26 protein-coding genes and 1 pseudogene are annotated in these 23,242 nt (G+C 66.3%); 15 read left to right on the forward strand and 12 right to left on the reverse strand.

The window, feature by feature from the left end:
* Nucleotides 1–16 precede the first annotated feature (16 nt).
* Nucleotides 17–1,132, reverse strand: a complete 1,116-nt coding sequence (gene ald, locus AT701_RS13395) for an alanine dehydrogenase (protein ID WP_003894041.1) — start codon at nt 1,130–1,132, stop codon at nt 17–19.
* Between the two features lie 95 nt (nt 1,133–1,227).
* Between ald and aldR the strand changes: the two genes are divergently transcribed.
* A complete protein-coding gene (gene aldR / locus AT701_RS13400) occupies nt 1,228–1,743 on the forward strand; it encodes an HTH-type transcriptional regulator AldR (RefSeq protein WP_003894042.1) in 516 nt (171 codons plus the stop codon).
* A gap of 10 nt (nt 1,744–1,753) precedes the next feature.
* Here the strand turns inward: aldR and AT701_RS13405 are convergent, their stop codons facing one another.
* Entirely contained in the window at nt 1,754–2,515 is a 762-nt protein-coding gene (locus AT701_RS13405; protein WP_011728510.1) for an META domain-containing protein, read from the reverse strand.
* A gap of 139 nt (nt 2,516–2,654) precedes the next feature.
* Here AT701_RS13405 and AT701_RS13410 point away from each other — a divergent pair, with 139 nt between their 5' ends.
* Complete coding sequence (locus tag AT701_RS13410) at nt 2,655–2,966, forward strand: hypothetical protein (protein WP_029104097.1); 312 nt, start codon at nt 2,655–2,657, stop codon at nt 2,964–2,966.
* Nucleotides 2,967–3,162: 196 nt separating this feature from the next.
* On the opposite strand, the gene AT701_RS13415 is transcribed toward AT701_RS13410, so the two are convergent.
* Complete coding sequence (locus tag AT701_RS13415; protein ID WP_058125997.1) at nt 3,163–4,773, reverse strand: HNH endonuclease signature motif containing protein; 1,611 nt, start codon at nt 4,771–4,773, stop codon at nt 3,163–3,165.
* A gap of 264 nt (nt 4,774–5,037) precedes the next feature.
* Here AT701_RS13415 and dapB point away from each other — a divergent pair, with 264 nt between their 5' ends.
* From dapB to AT701_RS13435, 4 genes are read left to right on the forward strand one after another with little or no spacing between them, the layout of a single operon-like run.
* Nucleotides 5,038–5,775, forward strand: a complete 738-nt coding sequence (gene dapB, locus AT701_RS13420; RefSeq protein WP_011728512.1) for a 4-hydroxy-tetrahydrodipicolinate reductase — start codon at nt 5,038–5,040, stop codon at nt 5,773–5,775.
* Entirely contained in the window at nt 5,772–6,239 is a 468-nt protein-coding gene (locus AT701_RS13425; protein WP_058125998.1) for a hypothetical protein, read from the forward strand. Before dapB ends, AT701_RS13425 begins: the two co-directional genes overlap by 4 nt.
* Complete coding sequence (locus AT701_RS13430) at nt 6,236–6,691, forward strand: flavodoxin family protein (RefSeq protein ID WP_058125999.1); 456 nt, start codon at nt 6,236–6,238, stop codon at nt 6,689–6,691. Before AT701_RS13425 ends, AT701_RS13430 begins: the two co-directional genes overlap by 4 nt.
* 10 nt (nt 6,692–6,701) lie before the next feature.
* Nucleotides 6,702–7,163 (forward strand): hypothetical protein, encoded by a 462-nt coding sequence (locus AT701_RS13435; protein ID WP_011728515.1) that lies wholly within the window; start codon nt 6,702–6,704, stop codon nt 7,161–7,163.
* Here AT701_RS13435 and AT701_RS13440 read toward each other — a convergent pair.
* Nucleotides 7,157–8,077 (reverse strand): HpcH/HpaI aldolase/citrate lyase family protein, encoded by a 921-nt coding sequence (locus AT701_RS13440; protein WP_058126000.1) that lies wholly within the window; start codon nt 8,075–8,077, stop codon nt 7,157–7,159. The genes AT701_RS13435 and AT701_RS13440 overlap by 7 nt on opposite strands.
* A gap of 21 nt (nt 8,078–8,098) precedes the next feature.
* Nucleotides 8,099–8,848, reverse strand: coding sequence for a dienelactone hydrolase family protein (locus tag AT701_RS13445; protein ID WP_011728517.1), 750 nt, complete (start codon nt 8,846–8,848; stop codon nt 8,099–8,101).
* A gap of 42 nt (nt 8,849–8,890) precedes the next feature.
* Here AT701_RS13445 and AT701_RS13450 point away from each other — a divergent pair, with 42 nt between their 5' ends.
* The 3 genes from AT701_RS13450 (at nt 8,891) to AT701_RS13460 (ending at nt 10,905) form a co-directional block, all read left to right on the forward strand.
* Nucleotides 8,891–9,691, forward strand: a complete 801-nt coding sequence (locus AT701_RS13450; RefSeq protein ID WP_011728518.1) for a thymidylate synthase — start codon at nt 8,891–8,893, stop codon at nt 9,689–9,691.
* Between the two features lie 28 nt (nt 9,692–9,719).
* Nucleotides 9,720–10,184 (forward strand): dihydrofolate reductase, encoded by a 465-nt coding sequence (locus AT701_RS13455; protein WP_058126001.1) that lies wholly within the window; start codon nt 9,720–9,722, stop codon nt 10,182–10,184.
* A 76-nt stretch (nt 10,185–10,260) separates the two neighbouring features.
* A complete protein-coding gene (locus tag AT701_RS13460) occupies nt 10,261–10,905 on the forward strand; it encodes an AMP-binding protein (protein WP_011728520.1) in 645 nt (214 codons plus the stop codon).
* Nucleotides 10,906–10,932: 27 nt separating this feature from the next.
* On the opposite strand, the pseudogene AT701_RS35720 reads toward AT701_RS13460, so the two are convergent.
* A pseudogene (locus AT701_RS35720) lies at nt 10,933–11,223 on the reverse strand (integrase core domain-containing protein); the annotation flags it as partial.
* A gap of 65 nt (nt 11,224–11,288) precedes the next feature.
* Between AT701_RS35720 and AT701_RS13470 the strand changes: the two are divergent.
* Nucleotides 11,289–12,689, forward strand: a complete 1,401-nt coding sequence (locus AT701_RS13470) for an IS30-like element ISMsm8 family transposase (protein WP_011728521.1) — start codon at nt 11,289–11,291, stop codon at nt 12,687–12,689.
* Here the strand turns inward: AT701_RS13470 and AT701_RS34220 are convergent.
* From AT701_RS34220 to AT701_RS35255, 4 genes are all read right to left on the reverse strand, one after another.
* Nucleotides 12,586–13,344, reverse strand: coding sequence for an IS3 family transposase (locus AT701_RS34220; RefSeq protein ID WP_080590930.1), 759 nt, complete (start codon nt 13,342–13,344; stop codon nt 12,586–12,588). The genes AT701_RS13470 and AT701_RS34220 overlap by 104 nt on opposite strands.
* Before the next feature lie 2 nt (nt 13,345–13,346).
* Nucleotides 13,347–13,673 (reverse strand): transposase, encoded by a 327-nt coding sequence (locus AT701_RS35725; RefSeq protein ID WP_003889857.1) that lies wholly within the window; start codon nt 13,671–13,673, stop codon nt 13,347–13,349.
* Complete coding sequence (locus AT701_RS13480; RefSeq protein ID WP_081319465.1) at nt 13,634–14,941, reverse strand: MMPL family transporter; 1,308 nt, start codon at nt 14,939–14,941, stop codon at nt 13,634–13,636. Before AT701_RS13480 ends, AT701_RS35725 begins: the two co-directional genes overlap by 40 nt.
* Before the next feature lie 180 nt (nt 14,942–15,121).
* Nucleotides 15,122–15,271 (reverse strand): hypothetical protein, encoded by a 150-nt coding sequence (locus AT701_RS35255; RefSeq protein WP_003894062.1) that lies wholly within the window; start codon nt 15,269–15,271, stop codon nt 15,122–15,124.
* Between the two features lie 101 nt (nt 15,272–15,372).
* Between AT701_RS35255 and AT701_RS13490 the strand changes: the two genes are divergently transcribed.
* A complete protein-coding gene (locus tag AT701_RS13490) occupies nt 15,373–16,569 on the forward strand; it encodes a winged helix-turn-helix domain-containing protein (RefSeq protein WP_058126002.1) in 1,197 nt (398 codons plus the stop codon).
* A gap of 44 nt (nt 16,570–16,613) precedes the next feature.
* Here AT701_RS13490 and AT701_RS13495 read toward each other — a convergent pair whose 3' ends face one another.
* Together AT701_RS13495 and AT701_RS13500 are read right to left on the reverse strand one after the other, a co-directional pair.
* Nucleotides 16,614–18,020, reverse strand: coding sequence for an APC family permease (locus AT701_RS13495; RefSeq protein WP_058126003.1), 1,407 nt, complete (start codon nt 18,018–18,020; stop codon nt 16,614–16,616).
* 29 nt (nt 18,021–18,049) lie between these two features.
* Complete coding sequence (locus AT701_RS13500) at nt 18,050–18,979, reverse strand: proline iminopeptidase-family hydrolase (RefSeq protein WP_058126004.1); 930 nt, start codon at nt 18,977–18,979, stop codon at nt 18,050–18,052.
* Between the two features lie 61 nt (nt 18,980–19,040).
* On the opposite strand from AT701_RS13500, the gene AT701_RS13505 reads away from it, so the two are divergent.
* The 4 genes from AT701_RS13505 to AT701_RS13520 are packed head-to-tail and all read left to right on the forward strand — an operon-like array spanning nt 19,041 to nt 23,233.
* Nucleotides 19,041–19,838, forward strand: coding sequence for a FadR/GntR family transcriptional regulator (locus AT701_RS13505; RefSeq protein ID WP_011728525.1), 798 nt, complete (start codon nt 19,041–19,043; stop codon nt 19,836–19,838).
* 30 nt (nt 19,839–19,868) lie between these two features.
* Nucleotides 19,869–20,621: an FAD-dependent thymidylate synthase gene (gene thyX, locus AT701_RS13510; RefSeq protein WP_003894068.1), complete on the forward strand. Its 753-nt coding sequence runs from the start codon at nt 19,869–19,871 to the stop codon at nt 20,619–20,621.
* Between the two features lie 19 nt (nt 20,622–20,640).
* Nucleotides 20,641–21,549 carry a 4-hydroxy-tetrahydrodipicolinate synthase gene (gene dapA, locus AT701_RS13515; protein WP_174519588.1) on the forward strand — a complete coding sequence of 303 codons (909 nt, stop codon included), beginning with the start codon at nt 20,641–20,643 and terminating at the stop codon, nt 21,547–21,549.
* 7 nt (nt 21,550–21,556) lie between these two features.
* Nucleotides 21,557–23,233 (forward strand): ribonuclease J, encoded by a 1,677-nt coding sequence (locus tag AT701_RS13520; protein WP_003894070.1) that lies wholly within the window; start codon nt 21,557–21,559, stop codon nt 23,231–23,233.
* The last annotated feature ends 9 nt before the right edge of the window (nt 23,234–23,242 follow it).

Raw genomic sequence — 23,242 nt, forward strand, 5'->3', positions numbered from 1 at the left:
GATCACGGTTCGGTTGTTACGCCAGGAACTGTGCCGCGTCGGTGAACGGCAGGTCCAGATCCTTGGCGACGGCCTCGGACAGCAGCTTGCCGTCGTGGGTCGAGAGACCCTTGGCCAGTGCGGAATCCGACGCACACGCGGCCTGCCAGCCCTTGTCGGCGAGCTTGAGCACGTACGGCATGGTCGAGTTGGTCAGCGCGAACGTCGACGTGCGCGGCACCGCGCCGGGCATGTTGGCCACGCAGTAGAAGATCGTGTCGTGGACCTTGAACGTGGGCTCGTCGTGCGTGGTGGGCCGCGAGTCCTCGAAGCAGCCACCCTGGTCGATCGCGATGTCGACCAGCACCGCACCCGGCTTCATGTGCGCGACAGTCGAATTGGTCACCAGTTTCGGCGCTTTGGCGCCGGGCACCAGGACTGCGCCGATCACCAGGTCGGCCTTCTTGACCGCTTCTTCGAGTTCGAGGCTCGACGAGTAGCGGGTCTCGATGCGTCCGCCGAACTCGCCGTCGACGCGGCGCAACGTGTTGATGTTGAGATCGAACACCGTCACGTGGGCGCCCATGCCCGCAGCGACACGCGCGGCGTTGTAGCCGGCGGTGCCTGCGCCGATCACGACGACCTCGGCAGGCGCGACACCCGGGACGCCGCCCATCAGGACGCCACGGCCACCGTAGCTGCGCATGAGGTGGTAGGCGCCGACCTGGGCCGAGAGCCGGCCGGCGACCTCGCTCATCGGCGCGAGCAGGGGCAGCGCGCCCTCGGCGGTCTGCACGGTCTCGTAGGCGATCGACGTGGTGCCGGACGCCAGCAGCGCGTCGGTGCACGGCTTGGACGCCGCGAGGTGCAGGTAGGTGAACAGGGTCTGGCCCTTGCGCATCCGCGAGTACTCGGGCTCGATCGGTTCTTTCACCTTGAGCAGCAGTTCTGCTTCCGACCAGACCTGGTCGGCGGTGTTGACGATCTCGGCGCCCGCCGCCTTGAAGTCGCGATCCGAGATGGCCGAGCCCTCACCGGCACCGGCCTGGATGATCACCTCGTGACCTCTGCGGGTCAGCTCTGCCACACCAGCCGGGGTGATGGCGACCCGGTACTCGTTGTTCTTGATCTCGGTCGGGATTCCGACGAGCATGATCGCTCCTTCAGAAGGGGTAATGTCACCTCTAAGTGTGAAGAACCTTCGAATTGTGAGCAATATCTGTGTCGAAAATTCGTTAGGATTGTGCCGTGAGTGAAGGATCATCGATCACGGGCGTCCAAACGCCCGGTTCGCCGAAGGATGTTCGGGCCCGCGACCTCGACGACATCGACCGCCGCATTTTGCTGGCGTTGCACGACGATGCACGCATACCCAACAGTGCGCTGGCCGAGATGGTCGGGATAGCTCCGTCGACGTGCCACGGACGCGTTCGCCGGTTGCAGGAGATCGGTGTGATCCGCGGGTTCTACACCGACATCGACCCTGCGGCCGTCGGTCTGGGCTTGCAAGCGATGATCTCGGTGAGCCTGCAATCCAACGCGCGCGGCAAGATCCGCAGCTTCATCGCGCATATTCGGACCCGGCCTCAAGTGATGGATGTGTACTTCCTCGCCGGCGGCGACGACTTCATCCTGCACGTGGCCGCCCGCGACACCGAGGATCTCCGGAAGTTCGTGGTGGAGAACCTCAATGCCGACTCCGATGTGGCGGGCACACAGACGTCGCTGATCTTCGAACACCTGCGGGGCGCGTCGCCGCTGTGATCGTGTGTGGCTACTGGGCCCGCAGGACGAGCCCGTATCCGTCCGCGCCGGTCAGGCGCAGCTCGTCGGAGGAGATCTCGGACTGCACTTTGCCCGTGAGCACCCGCAGCACGGTGCGTTCGACCTGATCTGTGTCCTGCGGGCACGCCTTGCGTGTCGTTGCCAACGGACCGAACTCGATGATCGCGGGCGTGCCGGAAACCTCGGCATGGCCGTTGAACTGGTTGCAGCCCGTGAACCCGGTGACGTTGCCGTCCTCGGCGATCGTCAGCGTGGGCTTGGAATTCTCCAGTGCTGTCGATGTGCTGACCGATTGCGGCGACACGAGGCTGGTCACCTGCCAGGTGGTTCCCGTCAGCGGCCGATCCGGGTGGACCACCTTCTTGTCCTGCAGTGTGACCGTGGCGTTGTCGGTCTTGAGGACGAGGGTGTCACCGTCGAGCGACCACGACGGTTGGGCGTCGAAGAACCGTGACATCCACTGATCGGCATCACCGACCGGTCGCGGGCACGCCATCATCGTGCTGGCGAGTTGTGTTGCTATGCGGCCGTCCGAGAGGTCGGCCGTCCCCGATCCGTGGTTGCACCCGGCGAACGTGCTGATCTGCCCGCCGTCGAACTGCACGGTCAACGGACCGCCTCCGGGAATCTGTTCACCTTCGACCTCCACCGAGACGAACGTGCGGCCGTCGAGGGTTTGATCGTCGGCGTTCACGGTGTTCGCGCACGCCGTGAGTGCCAGGACCGCGAGCGCTACCGGTACGAGTCGCATAGCTCACCGTAAATCGGTTCCTCCCGTTCCCCCGGTAATGAATCGGTAATGACTTGCGGTTGAACCTGCATTCGTGCGCCGTCGTGTCATGAGGTGTCGGCCGTTCTGGCCTCACGGAAGAAACAGCGAAGGAATTGCAATGAAGTCTCTCTTGGTGGTCGCGTGTGCTTCAGCAGCCGCGGCTGTCGGTACGGTCCTGGGTTCAGCCGGCATCGCTTCCGCCGCGCCGGAGGGTCCGTCGTCGCCGTCGCAGACTGTCAGCGAGCTTCGGGCACAGGGTTATCACGTCGTGGTCAACACCGTAGGCGCCGGTTCGTTGGACGGCTGTGCGGTGAAGGCGATTCGGCCCGGGCAGACGTTCACGCGCACCGACTCGGGATTCCCTGGGGCCATGGACGATCTGCGTACCAGCGTGACGGCGAAGACGGTGTACGTCGACGTCACTTGCTGATTCGGGTTATTCGTCGTCGCCCTCTTCCCGGTGCTCGACGAGATCGCTGCCGTACGTTCGCACATCGCGACATCGTTGTGATGAGTACGCACGGGAGTGGCCCATCCCCGTGTCCTCGGGGTGATCGCGTGACGGGGCGCCACACCGGCGGACGGTGGGACTCGTACTGTCTGCGTCCGTGGTGTGGGCAGCACGATCATGCTGGGTGACAGTCTGATTCGCCGTCGTCGCCACTGCCGTTGTTGTTGTGGGTGTCGCCGCTGTTTCTGTCTCCGTTCCCGTTGTGGTGGTTGGTGTCTCTGGTGGTGCTGCTGGTGGTGTCTCGGGGGTGGTCTGCGGGCTGGGTGTCGGGGTGGTGGTTGGTGTTGGGTTGTTGGTGGTTTTGGTCGAGCAGTTCGGGTGGGATTGCCGGCTTTTCGCCGTGGTCGTCGTCGGTCTTCTGGTCGCGGTCGAGGTCTGCGAGGAGGGTTTCGGGGTGGTGGTAGGTGTTGGTGCGGTGTTGGCCGCGGTCGAGTAGTTGCGGTGGGATCCATTCGCATTGGCCGTGGTTGTTGATGCGGGTGGTCCATTTGTTGGGGGCGTCGCCGACGAGGCGGTTGTCACAGCCGCAGGCCAGGGCCAGAGCGTCGGCGTCGGTGAGTCCGCCCTTGGAGAAGTCGGTGGTGGCGTGGTGGGCTTGGCAGCGGTAGCCGTTGGCGGTGCATCCGGGGCGGGTGCAGCCGCGGTCGCGTGCCCAGATGGCCAGGCGCTGCCCGGCGGAGGCGGTGCGCCGGGCCCGCCCGAGGTAGAGCGGAACCCCGGTGTGTTCGTCGTAGACGGCGAGGTAGTGAAGCGCTTGGGAGGCCAGGCGGATCAGGTCGGGGATGGATAGTTTGGTGCCGCCGGCGGTGAGGGCGATCCCGGCGGCTTTTTCGAGTTCTTGCAGGGTGGTGGTGATCAGCAGGGTGGCGGGCAGGCCGTTGATCTGGCCGAGGTCTTTGTGGGCGAGCAGCAGCCGCATGGCGGTGAGCATGGCGTCGTGGCGACGCTCGGACGCGCCGCGCTCGTCGTGGTCGATCTGCTGTTGTGAAGGCGTGCCGGAGACACACGGGGCCTCGTCGGCGGGGTTGCACATGCCGGGTGCGGCCAGTTTTTCCTCGACGGGGTCGAAGGTGGCTTTGAACTCGGCGCTGACCTTGCCGCGCAGGTGATAGGAACCGTCGGGTTGTTGGGGGCCGAAGGTGATGCCGAACGGCTTGGTGGGTGGGTTGTCGGTGGGGGCGGGCCCGTCTTGGTCGAGCAGGAACACCGCGTGGTCGACGGCTTGGCGCACGGTTTCGGGGTCGGCCCCGATGGCGCCGGTGACCAGTTTTTCTTCCAGCCGGCACTGTTCGGCGTAGGTGACCCAGTCGGGGCATTTGGTGAAGAATTTGAACAGCTCGGTGACGTGGTCGGGGGTCAGGGCGCCGTCGGCTTGGGCGGCGGCGATGTGTTCACGTTTGGGTGCCAAGGCTTCGCCGGTCATCGACACCCGGGGGCCCAACTCCGCGGCGTCGGCGCAGCGGCGGCGGGCTTCCTTGCTGGAGATGCCCAGGCGGGTCGCCAGCACCAGCGGCCAGGATTTGGCGCCGATCGCTGCGGGGGTGGTCTGTTCGCTCAGGGCGGCGATGGCGCGGTGTTCGACGGCGGGGGCCAGGTTGCGGACGTCTTGGATGCCCGCGCACACGTCCAGTAGGTCGGCGTCGGACAGGGCGGTGTAGGGCAGGGCGAGCACGTCGCGCATCGCGGCGTGCAGCGCCGCGAGTGCTGTGCCTACTTCCGCTGCCATGTATCGAACACTAGTTCGAATCACCGACAAGAAACCTCAGTTTGTGACGGGTGTGATCAATGGGTTCACATTGGTCAAAGGTGTTGTTGTACAGCACGGTACAGAAGAACACTCACCGGTCGGTGAGCGTGCGCCGAGTGCTGAAAAAACCCGGCGTGTCCACCGACAAACACGCACCCTCGCGGTGCCAGGTGCGCAGCGAGGCGCGAGGCAAGCGCGGTGCAAAGACGTGGCGCATAAGGCAGGGGCAGTAGGCTCCCAGCCATGCGAGTAGGTGTTCTGGGTGCACGGGGCAAGGTTGGCGCGACCATGGTCGCAGCGGTTGAGGCGGCGGAGGATCTCACGTTCTCGGCCGGTGTCGACGCCGGTGACGACCTGAGTCTGCTGACCGAGTCGAAGACCGAGGTGGTCATCGACTTCACGCACCCCGATGTCGTCATGGACAACCTGAAGTTCGTGATCGACAACGGGATTCACGCCGTCGTCGGCACCACGGGCTTCACCTGGGAGCGTATCGAGCAGGTCGAGGCGTGGGTGAAGGCGAAGCCGGGGGCCTCGGTGCTGATCGCCCCGAACTTCGCGATCGGCGCGGTGTTGTCGATGCATTTCGCCAAGCAGGCCGCCAAGTACTTCGAATCCGTCGAGATCATCGAACTGCACCACCCGCACAAGGCCGACGCCCCGTCGGGCACGGCGGCCCGCACGGCCAAGCTGATCGCGGAAGCGCGAAAAGGTCTGCCGCCCAACCCTGACGCCACCAGCACAGGTCTCGACGGCGCACGCGGCGCCGACGTCGACGGCATCCCGGTGCACTCCGTGCGGCTCGCCGGGCTGGTCGCCCACCAGGAGGTGCTGTTCGGCACGCAGGGGGAGACGCTGACGATCCGCCACGACAGCCTCGACCGCACGTCGTTCGTACCCGGCGTGCTGCTCGCGGTCCGCAAGATCAGCGGGCTCCAGGGCCTCACGGTCGGTATTGAGCCGCTGCTCGATCTCTCGTGAGCGACGGCGCGCGGTCCCTGCGCATCCAGCTGCTGATCGGCTTCATGTGTGTGGCGCTGATCGTGTACTTCGTCATGCTGGGCCGTGCCGCGTTCGTGTTCATCACCTCCGGTGAGGCCGCGGCCGTGGTGCTGGGCATCGCGTTGCTCGCGTTCCCGGTGATCGGTGCGTGGGTGCTCATCGCGACGTTGCGCGCCGGGCTGGCCCATCAACGCCTGGGCCGTCTGGCGGACGAACAGGGGATGGACCTCGACGTCAGCGATCTGCCGCGCCGGCCGTCCGGGCGCATCGAGCGCGACGCCGCCGACGCACTGTTCGTTCAGGTCAAGGCCGAATTGGAAGCCGACCCGGACAACTGGGTGCGGTGGTACCGCCTGGCCCGCGCCTACGACTATGCCGGTGACCGCAGCCGCGCGCGCGACGCGATGCGCACCGCGGTGCGTATGCAGGAGGGCCGACGGTGAGCAGGACGCTGCTCGTCGTGCACCACACGCCGTCGCCCGCGACGCGCGAACTGCTCGAAGCTGTCCTCGCCGGGGCGAAAGATCCCGACATCACCGGAGTCGACGTCGTCACCCGTCCCGCGCTGGCCGCGACGATCCCGGACATGCTCGACGCCGACGGCTACCTGTTCGGCACCACGGCAAACTTCGGTTACATGAGCGGGGCGCTCAAACACTTCTTCGACACGGTGTACTACCCGGTGCTTGACCACGTTGCCGGGCGACCGTATGGATTATGGGTGCACGGCAACAACGACACCGTAGGCGCCGCCAATGCCGTGGACCGGATCGTCACAGGGCTCGCCCTGACCAAGGCCGCCGACACCCTTGAGATCACCGGGGCCGTCGACGCGGCCGTCCGGGAGGCCGCCTACGAGCTCGGCGGCACCCTGGCCGCGACGCTGATGGACTGAAGGAGAGCCGATGCCGGGGATTGCCGAACTCGCCCTGGGCGCCGCGCCGATCGCCGGCGGCGCCATGCTGGGGGTCATCGCGGGCAACCTCCGTCCGCCCGACGTGCGGGGCATGATCGCCAAGGACATGGATCTGCTGGAGCGGCTACCCGAAGAAGAAGTCGAGCTGCGCGACAGGCTGCGGGCCAGCATCAACCAGCGCATCAGCGATCTGGTCACCGCGGGCGAACGCAGCCGCGAGATCCGCCTGGCCGCCACCTCGTATCAGGGGAACTGGCGTGACATCGTCGTGTTCCTCTGCGCGGTGCTGTTCACGATCGTGTGGTGGAACATCGACCACGACCGGACGAACTGGCTGCCGATGTTCGTCATCATGATCGTGGTCTCGGTGGTCGCGGGCATCTACGCGGGCCGTGGGATCCTGCGGGCGTTGCAGACATTCGCCCGCAGGAACTCGGACAAACCTCAGTAGTGATACGTGTCCGACGGCGCGGGCACGTGATCCGGATCGTCGTTGCTGTACTCGGGTTCGTGGATGCCGTAGGCGCGTGCCAGGTCCAGGATCTTGTTGGCCCGTGCGATACGCGGCAGATCTGAGCCGTTGCGGATCTCGCCGCCGTCACGCTGGAACTCGGCGAAGAACTCCTTGGCCCAACTGATCTCATCCTGAGACGGCGACAGGCCCTCGTTGACCGTCGGGCACTGGTCGGGGGTGAGACAGATCTTGCCGGTCATCCCGAACTCGGCCGACACCGCCGTCGCTTCCGCCAGCTTCAACGGGCTCGAACCCACCGTCGGACCGTCGATCGCGCTCGGCAGGTGCGCGGCCTTGGCCGCGATGGTGAACCGGGACCGCGCATAGGCGAGCGTCGCGGGATTCTCACCGAAACCGGTGTCGCGGCGGAAGTCGCCGATTCCGAACGCGAGCCGGAAGGTGCCCTTGGTCGCCGCGATCTCGGTGATGCGCTCCAGCCCGCGCGCGGTCTCCACCAGCGCGACGATGGGTACGTCCCGCAGCCGGTTGGCGGTCTCGGTGACATGGTCGACGGATTCGACCATGGCCAGCATGATGCCGCCCACCGACGTGCCCTTCAGGGTGTCGAGGTCGTCGGCCCACCACGGCGTGCCGAAGCCGTTGACACGTACCCAGTCGGTGTTGCCCTCGGAAAGCCACCGCACCACGTTGTCTCTGGCCGCGGCCTTGTCCTTGGGTGCCACGGCGTCCTCGATGTCGAGAATCACGATGTCGGCGCGTGAACGCGACGCCGGGGCGAACCGCTCGTACTGCGCCCCGTTCACCAGCAGCCAGCTGCGTGCCAGCACGGGGTCGATGCGAAATCCCGGAGAAGCGCTGGGGTCCGGGTCATGGATCGGCTGGTCGTACACCCGTCAATCGTGGCGCACCGGCTAGGCAGACGCCAATGCGGCCCCGAACACGCGCTCGGTGTTCTCCCAGTGACGCTGAGCGGCGGCCTCGTCGTACACCGAGAGGTGGTCGGGTACCGCGAAGCCGTGGCCGGCCGGATAGAACTCGATGGTGTGCTCGACCGATGCGCCGGACAGTGCGTCTTCGAGCCGTTTGGCGTCGTCCTCGGTGAACGACGCGTCGTTCTCGGCCCCGGCGACGTAGACGACGGCCTGGATCTTGTCCGCCAGCAGGTGGGGGCTGTCCGGGTCGTCCTCGACCGCGATCCGTCCGCCGTGGAACGACAACGCCGCCGCGACCCGGTCCGGTACGCGGGTCGCGACGATCAGCGACGCACGTCCACCCATGCAGTAACCGGTGGTGCCGAACTTTTCACCGGTCACGTCGGGCCGTGCGGCCAGGTAGTCGAAGAACGCCTCGGCGTCCGATGCGATGACCTCCGGGGTGAGGGTCCCCATCATCTCGAAGAGCTTCTTGCGCTCGTCCTGATCGCTGAAGACGGTGTTGAGGTTGATCGGACCCCAGTTGGGGATGCGGTAATAGACGTCGGGGACCAGCACGACGTACCCGAAGCCGGCCAGCTTGGCCGCCATCTCCTCCATGGTGGGCCGCAGGCCGCCGGCATCCGGGAACAACACGACCCCTGGCCACGGGCCGGAGCCCTCGGGTGTGGCGACGGTGACGGGGCAGGTGCCATCGGGCGTGGTGATGGTGTCTTTGATCGTCGGCATGGCCTCCGTTCTACTCCGGATCGATGGACGTAAGCTGAGAGCGTGCCGATCGACACGCCGTACGAAGACCTTCTGCGACTGGTGACCGAGCGTGGCACGCCGAAATCCGATCGCACGGGTACCGGGACTCGGAGCCTGTTCGGGCATCAGATGCGCTACGACCTGTCCGCCGGGTTCCCGCTGATCACCACCAAGAAGGTGCACACCAAGTCGGTGATCTACGAGCTGCTGTGGTTCTTGCGTGGCGACTCCAACGTGCGCTGGCTGCAGGAACACGGCGTCACGATCTGGGACGAATGGGCCAGCGAGACCGGCGATCTGGGTCCGATCTACGGCGTCCAGTGGCGGTCGTGGCCCACGCCGTCGGGTGAGCACATCGACCAGATCTCGAGCGCCCTTGAACTGCTCAAGAGCGATCCGGACTCGCGCCGCAACATCGTCTCGGCGTGGAACGTCGGCGAGATCCCCCAGATGGCGCTGCCGCCGTGCCACGCGTTCTTCCAGTTCTACGTCGCCGACGGCAAGCTGAGCTGTCAGCTGTACCAGCGCAGCGCCGACCTGTTCCTCGGCGTGCCGTTCAACATCGCCAGCTATGCGTTGTTGACGCACATGATGGCCGCGCAGGCGGGGCTGGATGTCGGTGAGTTCATCTGGACCGGCGGGGACTGTCACATCTACGACAACCACACCGAGCAGGTGGCCCTGCAGCTCAGCCGCGAGCCCAGGCCGTATCCGGAACTTGTTCTCGCACCGCGTGATTCGATCTTCGACTACACCTACGAGGACATCGCGATCGTGAACTACGATCCGCACCCGGCCATCAAGGCGCCCGTCGCGGTATGAGGGCTGTTTGCAGGTCCGAATCATGAGTATGAGGTTGATCTGGGCCCAGTCGACCTCAGGGATCATCGGCCGGGACAGCTCCATTCCCTGGCGCCTGCCCGAGGACCTCGCGCGGTTCAAGGAGCTGACCATGGGCCATCCGGTGGTGATGGGACGGCTCACGTGGGAGTCGCTGCCCGCCTCCGTGCGCCCGCTGCCGGGACGCCGCAACATCGTCGTGACCCGTGACGCCGACTACCGTGCCGAGGGCGCCGAGGTGGTCACCGACCTCCCCGACGAACCCGATGCGTGGGTGATCGGCGGCGCCCAGATCTATGCACTGGCACTGCCGCGGGCCGACCGCTGTGAGGTCACCGAGGTCGATGCCGACCTGACGCCCCTAGACGGTGATGCGCGCGCACCGGTGCTCGACGACTCGTGGGTCGCGACGACGGGTGAGTGGCAGACGAGTACATCAGGCCTGCGTTTCCGGTTCTGCAGCTATCGGCGCTGACCGTCGCGAATTCCCAGCGAGACCACCACCAGGCTCGGTACATTGTTCCGGGGTCAGCTGGAGAGGGGCTCCGCCCATGACTGAGTCTTCGATTCGTGTCGTCCTGCGTGAGCGCGCGAGTCTGCAGCCCAATGACACCGCGTTCACATTCGTTGATTACGAGCGGGATTGGGAAGGCGTCGCCGAAACCCTGACATGGGCACAGCTGTACCGACGATCCCGCAAACTTGCAGTTGAGCTGGGTCGTCACGGGTCGACTGGTGACCGGGCGGTGATTCTGGCGCCGCAGGGCCTCGACTACATCGTGGTGTTCCTGGGTGCATTGGAAGCGGGATTCATCGCCGTTCCACTATCTGTCCCGACGGTCGCCGTTCACGATGAGCGCGTCACGGCCGTGCTGCGGGACGCGGCACCTTCGGTGATTCTCACGACTTCGGCCGTCGCACAGGATGTCGCCCCTTATCCGGGCATGATCGCCGACTTGTCCGCCCCCACGATCATCGAGATCGATTCACTCGACCTGGATTCCGCCGGGGAGTCCGGTGGCCTGCCCCATGACCGACCGGACATCGCGTATCTGCAGTACACCTCGGGGTCGACACGCACGCCGACCGGCGTGATGGTCTCCAACGGCAACCTGTCGGCGAATTGGGAACAGATCATCGCCGGCTATCTCCCGGATTTCCGGATGCCGCAGACCGCCACGTCGTGGCTGCCGTGATCCGCCCCGGCATGTCGGGAGGTTCTCTTATCTGAGTGCCTCCTCGGCATGAGGGTGCCGTTGGCGATGGTAGTAGAGCGCTTCGGCCCGATCGGGGGTCAGGTCCTGGCAGTAGCCGTTGGGTCGCTGACGGTTGTAGAAGGCCACCCATTCGGCGGTCCCCAGCGCCAGTTCGGTGGCACCGGGATAGAGCGGCTGGCGGTCGATGAGTTCGGTCTTGTAGCTGCTGTTCACCGATTCGGCCAGAGCATTATCGAAACTATCCCCGACGGATCCGACTGAAGGCAGGATCCCCTCAGCGGCCAGACGTTCGGTGAACGCGACCGCGGTGTATTGGGCGGATTCAACTGATCGTCGCAACACCTCGATTATGGAGGTGTGGAATGGGTGTGTTGGATCGGCAGCGGGCGGTTCGGTTGTATCGGGGACAGATTCCGTCTCCGGGTCGGCCGTCGGTGGCGTGGCGTCAGGATCGGGTGAGGTTCTGGGCGGCGATCGCTGCGGGGGCTATGACTGAGGACGCCGCTGCCGAAGCGGGCGTGTCGTCGCCGGTTGGGTTCCGCTGGTTCCGTCACGCTGGTGGAGTGAATCCATGCTTGCCAGAAACAGTTTCGGGACGTTACCTGTCCTCGGATGAACGTGAGAACATCGCGTTGTGGCGCGCCCAGGGCGCCGGGGTGCGTGAGATCGCCCGGCGGCTCAAGCGTGCACCGTCGACCATCTCACGGGAGTTGCGCCGCAATGCCTCGACCCGCACCTATCGACTCGACTATAAGGCCTCCACTGCGCAGTGGCACGCCGAGCGGCGCGCCCGCCGCCCCAAGACCGCCAAGCTCGTTAGCAACGACCGGCTGCGTCAGTACGTCCAGGACAAACTGTCCGGCGTCGTTCGCGGCGCTGATGGCCAGGTCATCGTCGGTCCCGCCGCCGCCCCGTGGAAGGGACGCAACAAGCCGCACCGGGGTGATCGGGCCTGGGTGCAGGCATGGAGTCCAGAACAGATCGCTCGACGGCTCCCGCTGGACTTCCCCGATGATGTGACTATGCGGATCAGCCACGAGGCCATCTATCAAGCGCTGTACGTCGAATCTCGCGGTGCGCTGAAGCGGGATCTGGTCAGCTGCCTGCGCCGAGGCCGGGCACTGCGGGTACCGCGGGCACGAACGCGGTCCAAGGCGTGGGCCCATGTCACCCCTGAGACGTTGATCAGCCAACGCCCACCCGAGGTCGATGATCGCGCTGTTCCCGGACATTGGGAGGGTGATCTCCTGATTGGCTTGCAGCGCAGTGCAATCGGCACGCTGGTCGAGCGCAGCAGCCGGTTCACCATGCTGGTCCATCTGCCACGTGAAGTTGGTTACGGGATAATTCCGCGGACCAAGAACGGGCCGGCGTTGGCCGGCTATGGCGCCATCACGATGGCCAACGCTCTGGAACAGACGATCACCACGTTGCCCGCGCAACTGCGTCGGTCGTTGACCTGGGACCGGGGCAAGGAACTGTCGGCGCACGCCCAGTTCTCGGTCGCCTCCGGAGTCAAGGTGTTCTTCGCTGATCCGAAGAGTCCGTGGCAGCGCGGTACCAATGAGAACACCAATGGCCTGTTACGCCAATACTTTCCAAAAGGGACCGACCTCTCAAGATGGTCGGCCGAGGACGTGGCAGCGATCGCCCATACCCTCAACACCAGGCCGCGGAAAACCCTCGGCTGGCGCACTCCCGCGGAAGCCTTCGCCGAACACCTACACTCACTTCATCAAGCCGGTGTTGCGACCACCGATTGAATCCGCCTTGCGAGCCCGCGTCGCTGTGGTGGATAAGTGAATCCAAAGATGCTGCACCCGAACGCTTTCTGGTGTCGATAGCGTGGTCGATCGCATCGGTCACCAGCTTCTGGGTCATCTCGGTAGCCACCTTCCAACCCACGATCTTGCGGGCATAGACATCGGTGACGAACGCCGTGTAGGCCCAGCCGGCACGAGTCCGGCAGTAGGTGAAATCGGCCACCCACAATCGGTCAGGCGCACCGGCGACGAAATTACGCCGGACCCGATCCGGGGCTCGCGTCGCTGCCGGATCGGCGACGGTGGTGCGCACCCGCCGGCGCTTGCACGCACCCCGCCAACCCATCTCCCGCATGACCCGTTCCACGACACAGCGCGATACGTCGATACCATTGGTGCGCAATACAATCCATGTCTTACGAGCGCCCAGGACTCGGTACAGACTCTGCGATTGGCGAAGCTGCCAGATCGCATCGATCACCTGCGCATCGGCCCAGTCGGCTTTCGAGGGGCCCTGACGGGCGCGGTGGGCGTAATACGTCGACGGGGCGATCGTGACGCCGTACTCGGAAAGCACAGCGCACATCGACTCGACACCCCACTTGAGACCATCAACGCCCACCCGCATGTGCTGGTGGGCGCTGATGAACTCCACGACTACTGAGAGGGCCGGTCGAGCTCGGCGGCGAAGAAAACCGAGGCCGCCTTCAAGATCGCGTTGGCCCGCTTGAGTTCGGCATTCTCCCGGCGCAGCTTGCGCAGGACCTCGGATTCCTCGCTGGTCTGCCCCGCCCGAGAGCCGGCGTCGATCTCAGCCTGGCGGACCCATTTGCGCACCGTTTCGGCAGTACCGACGCCCAGCAGGTCAGCAACCCGGCCCATCGCCTCCCACTCCGAAACTGTCTCGCTGCGCAGATCGGCCACCATCTGCACCGCCCGCACCTTCAGCTCGTCTGGATACCGCCTCGATGACTTCGATCCCACGTGCCCATCCTTCCCAACGGAAGAACTCTCCAGACACGCCGGGGCGGATCACGAACGAGCAGCACCATCAAACTGGCGACAAGGTTGGTCACGGGACGACGCACGATGCGAATGCCGGATCTGCGCCAGAACCGCGCGGTGATCTCGCGTCGTGGTGAGACCCAGCCACGACGTCCGGCCAGCACGATGATGGCGGGCAGCAAGGTCACCGCGGCCAGGAACGCCACCCCGATGGCGATCGCCAACGCGGGGCCGATGGTCGCGAACAACTCCAAGCTCGCGAACGTCATCCCGAGAAACGTGACGCCCACCGTCGCTGCAGATGCCGCGATGACCTTGCCGATCGAACTCAACGCGCTCTTGACCGCTTGATCCGAATCCGCGCCGAGCCGAAGGAAATCGTGGTAGCGGCTGATGAGAAAGACGGCGTAATCGGTCCCCGCGCCGGCCATCAACCCGCTGAGCAGCGTGATGGTCTGATTGGACACACCCAGACCCAATTGGGCGGCGCCGGCAACAGCGGCCTGCGCGACCCCCAGGGAGACACCGATCATCAGCACCGGCAGCAGGATCGTCGCGGGTTTCCGGTAGACGATCACCAGGATGGTGAGCAGCAGAGCGACGATCGCGATTTCGATCTTGATCTGATCCCGCAGACCGACCTCGATGGAATCGGCGAGGGTGGCTGCCGGTCCGGTCAGGTGCGCGGTCAGCGTCGATCCCGCGACCGCGTGATCGACGATGTCGGCCACCCGCGTGTAGGCGGCATAGGACTCGGGCGAACCCACGTCACCTGAGAGGCCGATCGGCAGCAGCCACGCCTTGCGGTCCTGGCTGCTGAGAGTCTCGCGCAGCTGCGGTGTTCCGAGGAACTCCTGCAACCACAGGACGTCCCGGCCGTCCTGGCGGAGTCGTCCGACCACCGTGCGGTAGACCTGCTCGTCGTCCGGTCCGAGTCCGTGCTCGTCGGTGAGGAGAACCAGCAGCACGTTCTCGGACCCGGCTTCGTGAAAGGCCGCGGTCATCTGTTGCGTCGCAACCATCGACGGGGCGCTGGCCGGGATCGGCGCGACGGGATGTTTCTGGGTCGCCTCCGCCAGGGTGGGGAACATGGGTGGCAGCGCCACCGCGAGCGCGATCCAGCAGCCGATGACGAGCCACGGCCACCGAACGACGACATCCCCGAGCCATCCGAAGACACCACCGGTTCCGGAGGGTTTCGTCGTGTGCGTCCGGGGTGACCCTGATGCCTCTGTCGGCCGGCGCATCGGTGGTCCAGACCGTGCTCAGGTCGCAGTGGGATGCGACAGTATCGGTACACCGCTGCCGATGACTCGAGGATCGGGGAAGAACCGGGAAAGCAACTCGATCATCGAGATCTCCTTGTCCACTTTTGATGAGACGAGAAGCTCGGATGAAACCGGTTGACGTGCTCGCGTGCGGTCAGCCTAACGCCGGGTGGCCTGCGGGATCGACGTATTCACACATTTGCCAGGGTGGCCGCGCGCACTGGCGATGCGCCGTGAGATCCATGCCGCGACCGCCTTGCCGAACATGCTGTGCAGGAACAGGATCGGAGGGCTGCCCGAGGTGCTCACGGGCTCAGTATGTGGGCCGTGGGGAAGGAAATCGGTTACCTGTGAGGTAATGCGCGCACCCGATCGCCGAACTTGTCGGTGGGGTAGGGAACGATGGCAGAGTGGCTACCCTCACCGTGGCGCAGGCCCGCCGCATCGCTGTCGCAGCCCAGGGGTTTCACGAGCCCAGGCCCCGTGGGTCGGTCACCCGCGCTCACGTGCGCCGGCTGATCAACCGCATCCAGGTGCTGCAACTCGACTCGGTGTCCGTGGCGGTGCGGGCGCACTACGCACCGGTGTTCAGCCGGCTCGGGCCGTACGACCGTGACGTGCTCGACCGTGCGGCCTGGTCGCACACTGCGCGGTCGCCGAGGCTGCTCGTCGAATACTGGGCGCACGAGGCCGCGCTCATGGCCGTCGAGGACTGGCCGCTGCTGCGCTGGCGGATGCGTGAGTACACCCACGGGCGGTGGGGCCGCGAGATCGTGAAGAAGAACCCCAGGCTCGCCGACGACATCGTCTCCGCGGTCGCCGAACTCGGGCCTGCCACGGCCGGGCAGATCGAGGCACATCTGGAGGCCGAACCCCGCGGCCGCAAAGGCCCGTGGTGGGATCGCAGCGACACCAAGTGGGTGGCCGAGGCACTGTTCGCGGCCGGGATCCTGACGACCGCGACGCGCGTGGGGTTCGCCCGCCATTACGACCTCGCCGAGAACGTGCTGCCGCCTGAGGTGCTCGCGCGCGAGGTCGGCGACGAGGAAGCCGTGCGCGAACTCGCCCTGCGCGCGGCCACCGCGCTGGGCGTCGGGACCGAGGCCGACATCCGCGACTACTTCCGCATGAACGCCAAGCAGGTCAAGCCCGCGATCGCCAAACTCGTGGCCGACGGTGAACTCGAACCCGTCGACATCGACGGCACACCGGCGTATCTGCGCACGGGACAGATCATTCCGCGCCGCGACCGCGGCACCGCGCTGCTGTGCCCGTTCGACCCGTTGATCTTCTTCCGGCCCCGCGTGCAGCGGCTGTTCGACTTCCATTACCGCATCGAGATCTACGTGCCTGCGCCACAACGCCAATTCGGCTACTACGTATGGCCTTTCCTGCTCGACGGCCGGCTCGTCGGCCGCGTCGACCTCAAACGCACCGACGCCGCGCTGCAGGTGCTCGGCGCGTTCAGCGAGGACGGTCAGGACCGCGCACACGTCGCGCAGGCCCTGGCGGGGGAGTTGCGGTCGATGGCAGGCTGGCTCGGTGTCCCCGCGGTCGAGGTGGGTGACCGCGGGGATCTGGCGCCGGTGTTGCGCAAGGTCGTCTGAGGCCCCCGCGGTCAGCGCCGGCACCGCACCGAGATCTCGGGCGGCTACGCGGCCTCGGTGAGCGTCGGCACGCCTCGGCCGCGAACCTTGTTGACACCGAACACGATCGCGCCGATCACGAGCCACGAGATGCCGCCGATCTTGGCCAGCGAGTCGGCGTTGATCAGCACGTATCCGATGATCAGGAAACCGATGGTCGGCACCACACCGTGCAGCAGGTAGTTCGTGGACTTGTTGCGCACCAGGTAGAACCAGATCACCGAGGCGTGCAGCAGGCAGAAGCCGAACAGCGCACCGAAGTTCACCAGCGACGAGATCAGGCCGATCTGGCCGACGAAGAACAGCACCAGCACCAGGCTGAGTGCGCTCACCACGAGCAGCGCCGCGACGGGAACCTTGCGTGAGCTGATCTTCGACAGGAAGGCAGGCAACTGGCGGTCGCGGCTCATCGAGAACAGCAGGCGGCTGGTGGCGGCCTGGGCGGCCATCGCGTTGGCGAAGCCGACGGCGAGCACGTTGACGACGAAGAACGCATTCATCCAGCCGGTGCTCGACGCGGCCTGCACGAGTGTGAAGAAGGCGTTGCCCGCCTCGTCGTCACTGAACGCCTCGCGCCCACCGGCGAGCAGGCTCGCCAGCCAGGTCTGGGTGATGAACAGGAACGCCACGATGAACAGCGAGACGATCATGGCCCGGCCCGCCGGGTTCTTCTTGCCGGTCGATTCCTCGGCGAGCGTCGAAATGCCGTCGAAGCCAAGGAAACTCAGCACCGCGATGGACAGCGCAGCGGCGAGCAGCGGCGCGGTGACCAGTTCGGTGTTCCAGATCGGCAGCGTGCTCCACCTGACATCGGGCAGCGACTGGCCGTTGATCGCGCGCACCGCGATGATGATGAACAGCACGACGAACACCAGCTCGACCGCCAAAAACAGCCGGTTGACGATCTTGAGCGAGCTGACGCCGAGCAGGTTGATCACGGTGTTGACCGCGACGAACACCACGGCCCACACCCAGCGCGGGGTGCCCGGGAAGAGGCCGACCATCGACTCGGCCGCGAACACGTACAGCAGCGTGGGGATCAACAGGTAATCCAGCAGCATCGCCCACCCGGCGAAGAACCCGAGACCTGGGTGGATGCCGCGGCCCACGTAGGCGAACACCGAACCTGCGAGGGGAAACGACTTCGCCATCTGTGCGTAGGCCAGTGCCGTGAACACCATCGCGATCAGGCCGATGAGGTAGACCAGCGGCACCATGCCCGACGCGCTGTTGTACACCGTGCCGAAGATCGTCCACGGTGCGATGGGCACCATGAACACCAGGCCGTAGACGATGAGGTCCACCGTCGAGATCTGGCGGCTGAGTTCCTGTTTGTAACCGAAGGATTCGAGGGTCCGCTGACCCTCACCGGTGGTGACCGGGCCTGAAGCGGAGCCGGTTTCGATTGCCATGTTGGTCCTGTCGAGATGTTTGAACGGAATCAGACCCGGGCGTCGGCGGCCAGATCGTGTTGATGGAGGAACTGCGCGACGACGGCGCGGAATTCCTCGGGCTTCTCCAGATGCGTGCAATGGCTGGTGCCGGGGAACACGTGGCTGCGCACGTCGGGGATGTGGTCGACGAACGGCTGCCACGTCTTGGGCGTCGCCTCGTCGTGTTCACCCGCGATCACGAGGACCGGCGCGGTGACGTTGGGCAGCCGGTCGATGACGCTCCAGTCGCCGAGGGTGCCGACGACGTGAAACTCGTTGGGGCCGTTCATGGTGTGGTACACCGTCGGCTCGGCTTCCATCTGGGCGACGCTGTCGGCGAAGTCCTGTGGCGTCGGCACGACGCGGCACACGTGGCGTCGGTAGAACTCGGCCGCGGCCTGCAGATAGTCAGGGTGGGTGATGGTGCCTGCGGCCTCGTGGCGATCGAGCGCGGCACGCGTCTCGGCGGGTAACTGTGCCCGCAGGTCGCCGGCGGCCTCCGACCACAACCTCATCGACGCCGGCGAGTTGCAGATGGCGAGCGAGACGAGACCGGACGGTTGGCGCACCGCGATTTCGGCGCCCAGCATGCCGCCCCACGACTGCCCGAGCACGTGGTAGCGCTCGATGCCCAGCGCGGTGCGCACGGCGTGAAACTCGTCGACGAACAGTTGCGGTGTCCAGAAGTCCGCGGGTGCGTCGGGAAGGTGCGTGCTGTTCCCGCAGCCCACCTGGTCGTAGTGGATGACGGTGCGGCCGGTCTCGTCGGCGAGGGCGGCGATGTTGGCGACGTAGTTGTGGGCCATGCCGGGCCCGCCGTGCAGGACGATCAGGGGAAGCGCGTGGGGCTGGGCATTCTCCGGCGTCGTGACCTGGACCCAGGTCTCGTGATCGCCGAATGGCACGGTGCGGGACGAAACAGGCATGCGGGACAGCATGAACTTTTAATGGTCTCGTGGCAAGACCATTAATCAGCTTTTAACAGTAGGCGTCGATACTGTGAGAACCATGGGAGGCCACCAGACGCAGATCACACAGCTCGCCGGCGCGACGCCGGGATTGCTGGCCCGCGAACTGGAGACGCCTTCACGCGTCGACGAGATCACCGATCGCCTGGTCACGGCCATCGCGATCGGGGAGTACCTGCCCGGCGCGCGGTTGCCGTCCGAGCGTGAGCTCGCGTCCTCGCTGCGGGTGGGCCGCATGACCGTGCGTGCGGCGCTCGCGCGGCTGGTCGACCTGGGGCTCGTGGAGACCAAGAGTGCGGGTCGCGGCGGCGGGACATACGTGCTGCAGCAGTGGCCGGAATCGTCCACCGAGGCGGTGGGCCGCACGCTGACCATGCGCGTCGACGAACTGCGCGACCGCTGCGACGCGATCTGCCGCATCCACGGCGCGGTGTGCCGCGCGGCCGCCGAAACGGCCTCCGAGCAGGATGTCGGGCTGCTACGGGAGAGGCTGGAGGCGTACCGGGCGGCGCCGAGCGGCCTTCAGGCGCAGCAGGCCGACAGCGCGCTGCACCTGGCGATCATGGACGCGTCCGGCAACGCGGTGCTCAAACAGGTGCTGCTCGATCTGGAGGCCTCGGTGAGCATCGGAGCACCCGCACACCTGTGGGGCGAGCCCGGCACCATGCGCGATATGGAACTGCGCGCGCTGCGTGAGCACGAACAGCTCATCGACGCGATCGCCCGCGGCGACGGCGACGAGGCCGACGATCTGGCACGCGCGCACGTCGCGATCGACTTCGAGCTCATCTCCGCGGCCATGCGTCGCGCCGGTGTGCTCGCCGAATGAGCCGTCGAAGCACCCCACTAAGGTGATCCCGTGGCCGAGATCGCGCCGCTGCGCGTACAGCTGATCGCCAAGACCGAGTTCATGGCACCACCGGGCGTGCCGTGGGAGACCGACGCCGACGGCGGTGAGGCGCTCACCGAGTTCGCCGGTCGGGCGTGCTACCAGAGCTGGTCGAAGCCGAATCCGAAGACCGCGACCAACGCCGGCTACATCAGCCACATCATCGATGTCGGACATTTCTCGGTGCTCGAACACGCCTCGGTGTCGTTCTACATCTCCGGGATCTCGCGGTCGGCCACACACGAGCTGATCCGCCACCGGCACTTCTCGTACTCGCAGCTGTCGCAGCGCTACGTTCCCGAGCACGACTCCGAGGTGGTGGTCCCGCCGGGTTTCGAGGACGATCCCGAACTCGTCGAGATCTTCACCTCGGCGGTCGACGCCAGCCGTGCCACCTACACCGAACTGCTGAAGCGGCTGGAGGCGAAGTTCGCCGATCAGCCCAACGCCGTGCTCCGTCGCAAACAGGCGCGCCAGGCCGCGCGGGCCGTGCTGCCGAATGCCACCGAGACCCGCATCGTGGTCACCGGCAACTACCGGGCGTGGCGGCATTTCATCGCGATGCGGGCCAGTGAGCACGCCGATGTGGAAATCCGTCGCCTCGCCATCGCCTGCCTGCGGGAACTCGTGGCCGTGGCACCCGCGGTCTTCTCCGATTTCGTGATTTCCACGCTGGCTGACGGCTCGGAGGTGGCAACCTCCCCGCTGGCGACAGAAGCGTGAGAGGGACCGGGTAATCTTGGTGCCCGTGAGCACCAGCGGAATTGATGTAACGGCCCAGTTGGGCACCCTGCTGACCGCTATGGTGACTCCGTTCAAGCCCGACGGCTCGCTCGACCTGGACGCCGCGGCACAGCTAGCGGCGCGTCTGGTCGATTCCGGCTGCGACGGCCTGGTGCTGTCGGGCACCACCGGCGAATCGCCGACGACCTCGGACGACGAGAAGATCGCCTTGCTGCGGACCGTGGTCGACGCCGTCGGTGACCGCGCCCGTGTCATCGCAGGCGCGGGCAGCTACGACACCGCCCACAGCGTGCACCTGGCCAAGGCTTCGGCCGAGGCGGGCGCCCACGGGTTGCTCGTGGTGACGCCGTACTACTCGCGGCCGGCCCAGGCCGGTCTGCTCGCACACTTCACCGCGGTCGCCGACGCGACCGATCTGCCGGTCGTGCTGTACGACATCCCGCCGCGTTCGGTGGTGCCGATCGCGTGGCACACGCTGCGCAAGCTGGCCGAACACCCCAACATCGTCGCGGTCAAGGACGCCAAGGGCGACCTGCCCGGTGGTGGCCAGATCATCGCCGAGACCGGCCTCGCCTACTACTCGGGTGACGACGCGCTGAACCTGCCGTGGCTCGCGATGGGCGCGCTCGGCTTCATCAGCGTGTGGGGCCACCTCGCGGCCGGTCAGCTGCGGGACATGTTGACCGCCTTCAACTCCGGTGACGTCGCGACGGCCCGCAAGATCAACGTGAACCTTGCGCCGCTGGCCGCGGCGCAAGCCCGTCTGGGTGGGGTGACCATGTCCAAGGCCGGGCTGCGTCTGCAGGGCTTCGATGCCGGTGAACCGCGACTGCCCCAGATCCCGGCCACCACAGAAGAAGTCGAGGCCCTGGCTGCCGACATGCGCGCGGCCACGGTCCTCAGGTAGGGGATTCATGAGCGCCGAACTCGCGCCGCCACCACCGCTCGCTCCGGGCGGACTGCGTGTCACCGCCCTGGGCGGTATCAGTGAGATCGGCCGCAACATGACGGTTTTCGAGCATCTCGGCCGGTTGCTCATCGTCGACTGCGGCGTGTTGTTCCCGGGACATGACGAGCCCGGCGTCGACCTGATCCTGCCCGATCTGCGTCACATCGAGGACCGGCTCGACGAGATCGAGGCGCTCGTGGTCACCCACGCGCACGAGGACCACATCGGCGCGATCCCGTTCCTGCTCAAGCTGCGGCCCGACATCCCGGTCGTCGGCTCGAAGTTCACGATCGCCCTGGTGCGCGAGAAGTGCCGCGAACACCGCCTCAAACCGAAGTTCGTCGAGGTCGCCGAGCGGCAGAGCAGCCAACACGGCGTCTTCGAGTGCGAGTACTTCGCGGTGAACCACTCGATCCCCGGTTGCCTCGCGGTCGCGATCCACACCGGCGCGGGCACCGTGCTGCACACGGGCGACATCAAGCTCGACCAGTTGCCGCTCGACGGGCGCCCCACCGACCTGCCGGGCATGTCGCGCCTCGGCGACGCCGGCGTCGACCTGTTCCTGTGCGATTCCACCAACTCCGAGCACCCGGGTGTCAGCCCGTCGGAGAGCGAGGTGGGGCCGACGCTGCACCGGCTGATCCGCGGTGCCGAGGGCCGCGTGATCGTGGCGTGCTTCGCGTCGAACGTCGACCGCGTGCAGCAGATCATCGACGCCGCGGTGGCCCTCGGCCGCCGCGTGTCGTTCGTCGGGCGGTCGATGGTGCGCAACATGGGGATCGCGCGTGAGCTGGGCTACCTGAAGGTCGACGACTCCGACATCCTCGACATCGCCGCGGCCGAGATGATGCCCCCGGACCGGGTTGTGTTGATCACCACGGGAACCCAGGGCGAGCCCATGGCCGCGTTGTCGCGCATGTCGCGCGGCGAGCACCGCAGCATCACGCTGACCTCCGGTGACCTGATCATCCTGTCCTCGTCGCTGATCCCGGGCAACGAGGAAGCGGTGTACGGCGTGATCGACTCGCTTTCCAAGATCGGCGCGCGAGTGGTCACCAATGCCCAAGCGCGCGTGCATGTTTCGGGTCACGCCTACGCCGGCGAGCTGTTGTTCCTCTACAACGGCGTGCGTCCGCGCAACGTCATGCCCGTGCACGGCACATGGCGGCACCTGCGGGCCAACGCCGCACTGGCCGCCAGTACCGGCGTGCCGCCCGAGAACATCGTGCTGGCCGAGAACGGCGTGAGCGTCGACCTCGTCGCGGGCAGGGCGTCGATCTCCGGAGCGGTGACGGTCGGCAAGATGTTCGTCGACGGGCTCATCACGGGCGACGTCGGCGACGCGACACTGGGCGAACGTCTCATCCTCTCATCGGGTTTCGTGTCCATCACGGTCGTCGTGCACCGCGGCACGGGCCGCCCGGCCGGCCCGGCGCACCTGATCTCGCGCGGATTCTCCGAGGATCCCAAGGCGCTGGAACCGGTGGCGCAGAAGGTTGAGCGCGAACTCGAGGCTCTGGCCGCCGACAACGTGACCGATCCGACGCGCATCGCGCAGGCGGTCCGCCGCACGGTCGGCAAGTGGGTGGGCGAGACCTACCGCAGGCAGCCGATGATCGTCCCGACCGTCATAGAGATCTGAGCGATCTGA

The organism is Mycolicibacterium smegmatis (assembly GCF_001457595.1).
Classification (GTDB): domain Bacteria; phylum Actinomycetota; class Actinomycetes; order Mycobacteriales; family Mycobacteriaceae; genus Mycobacterium; species Mycobacterium smegmatis.

What these genes read in the sequence shown, in the direction of transcription:
- dapB (WP_011728512.1), top strand. Translation starts at nt 5,038, where the DNA reads ATGCGAGTAGGTGTTCTGGGTGCACGGGGCAAGGTTGGCGCGACCATG.
- AT701_RS13445 (WP_011728517.1), bottom strand. Translation starts at nt 8,848, where the DNA reads ATGCCGACGATCAAAGACACCATCACCACGCCCGATGGCACCTGCCCC.
- AT701_RS13405 (WP_011728510.1), bottom strand. Translation starts at nt 2,515, where the DNA reads ATGCGACTCGTACCGGTAGCGCTCGCGGTCCTGGCACTCACGGCGTGC.
- ald (WP_003894041.1), bottom strand. Translation starts at nt 1,132, where the DNA reads ATGCTCGTCGGAATCCCGACCGAGATCAAGAACAACGAGTACCGGGTC.
- AT701_RS13495 (WP_058126003.1), bottom strand. Translation starts at nt 18,020, where the DNA reads ATGGCAATCGAAACCGGCTCCGCTTCAGGCCCGGTCACCACCGGTGAG.
- AT701_RS13520 (WP_003894070.1), top strand. Translation starts at nt 21,557, where the DNA reads ATGAGCGCCGAACTCGCGCCGCCACCACCGCTCGCTCCGGGCGGACTG.
- AT701_RS13500 (WP_058126004.1), bottom strand. Translation starts at nt 18,979, where the DNA reads ATGCTGTCCCGCATGCCTGTTTCGTCCCGCACCGTGCCATTCGGCGAT.
- AT701_RS13410 (WP_029104097.1), top strand. Translation starts at nt 2,655, where the DNA reads ATGAAGTCTCTCTTGGTGGTCGCGTGTGCTTCAGCAGCCGCGGCTGTC.
- AT701_RS13435 (WP_011728515.1), top strand. Translation starts at nt 6,702, where the DNA reads ATGCCGGGGATTGCCGAACTCGCCCTGGGCGCCGCGCCGATCGCCGGC.
- AT701_RS13455 (WP_058126001.1), top strand. Translation starts at nt 9,720, where the DNA reads ATGAGGTTGATCTGGGCCCAGTCGACCTCAGGGATCATCGGCCGGGAC.
- AT701_RS13415 (WP_058125997.1), bottom strand. Translation starts at nt 4,773, where the DNA reads ATGGCAGCGGAAGTAGGCACAGCACTCGCGGCGCTGCACGCCGCGATG.
- AT701_RS13470 (WP_011728521.1), top strand. Translation starts at nt 11,289, where the DNA reads ATGGGTGTGTTGGATCGGCAGCGGGCGGTTCGGTTGTATCGGGGACAG.
- AT701_RS13460 (WP_011728520.1), top strand. Translation starts at nt 10,261, where the DNA reads ATGACTGAGTCTTCGATTCGTGTCGTCCTGCGTGAGCGCGCGAGTCTG.
- AT701_RS13480 (WP_081319465.1), bottom strand. Translation starts at nt 14,941, where the DNA reads ATGCGCCGGCCGACAGAGGCATCAGGGTCACCCCGGACGCACACGACG.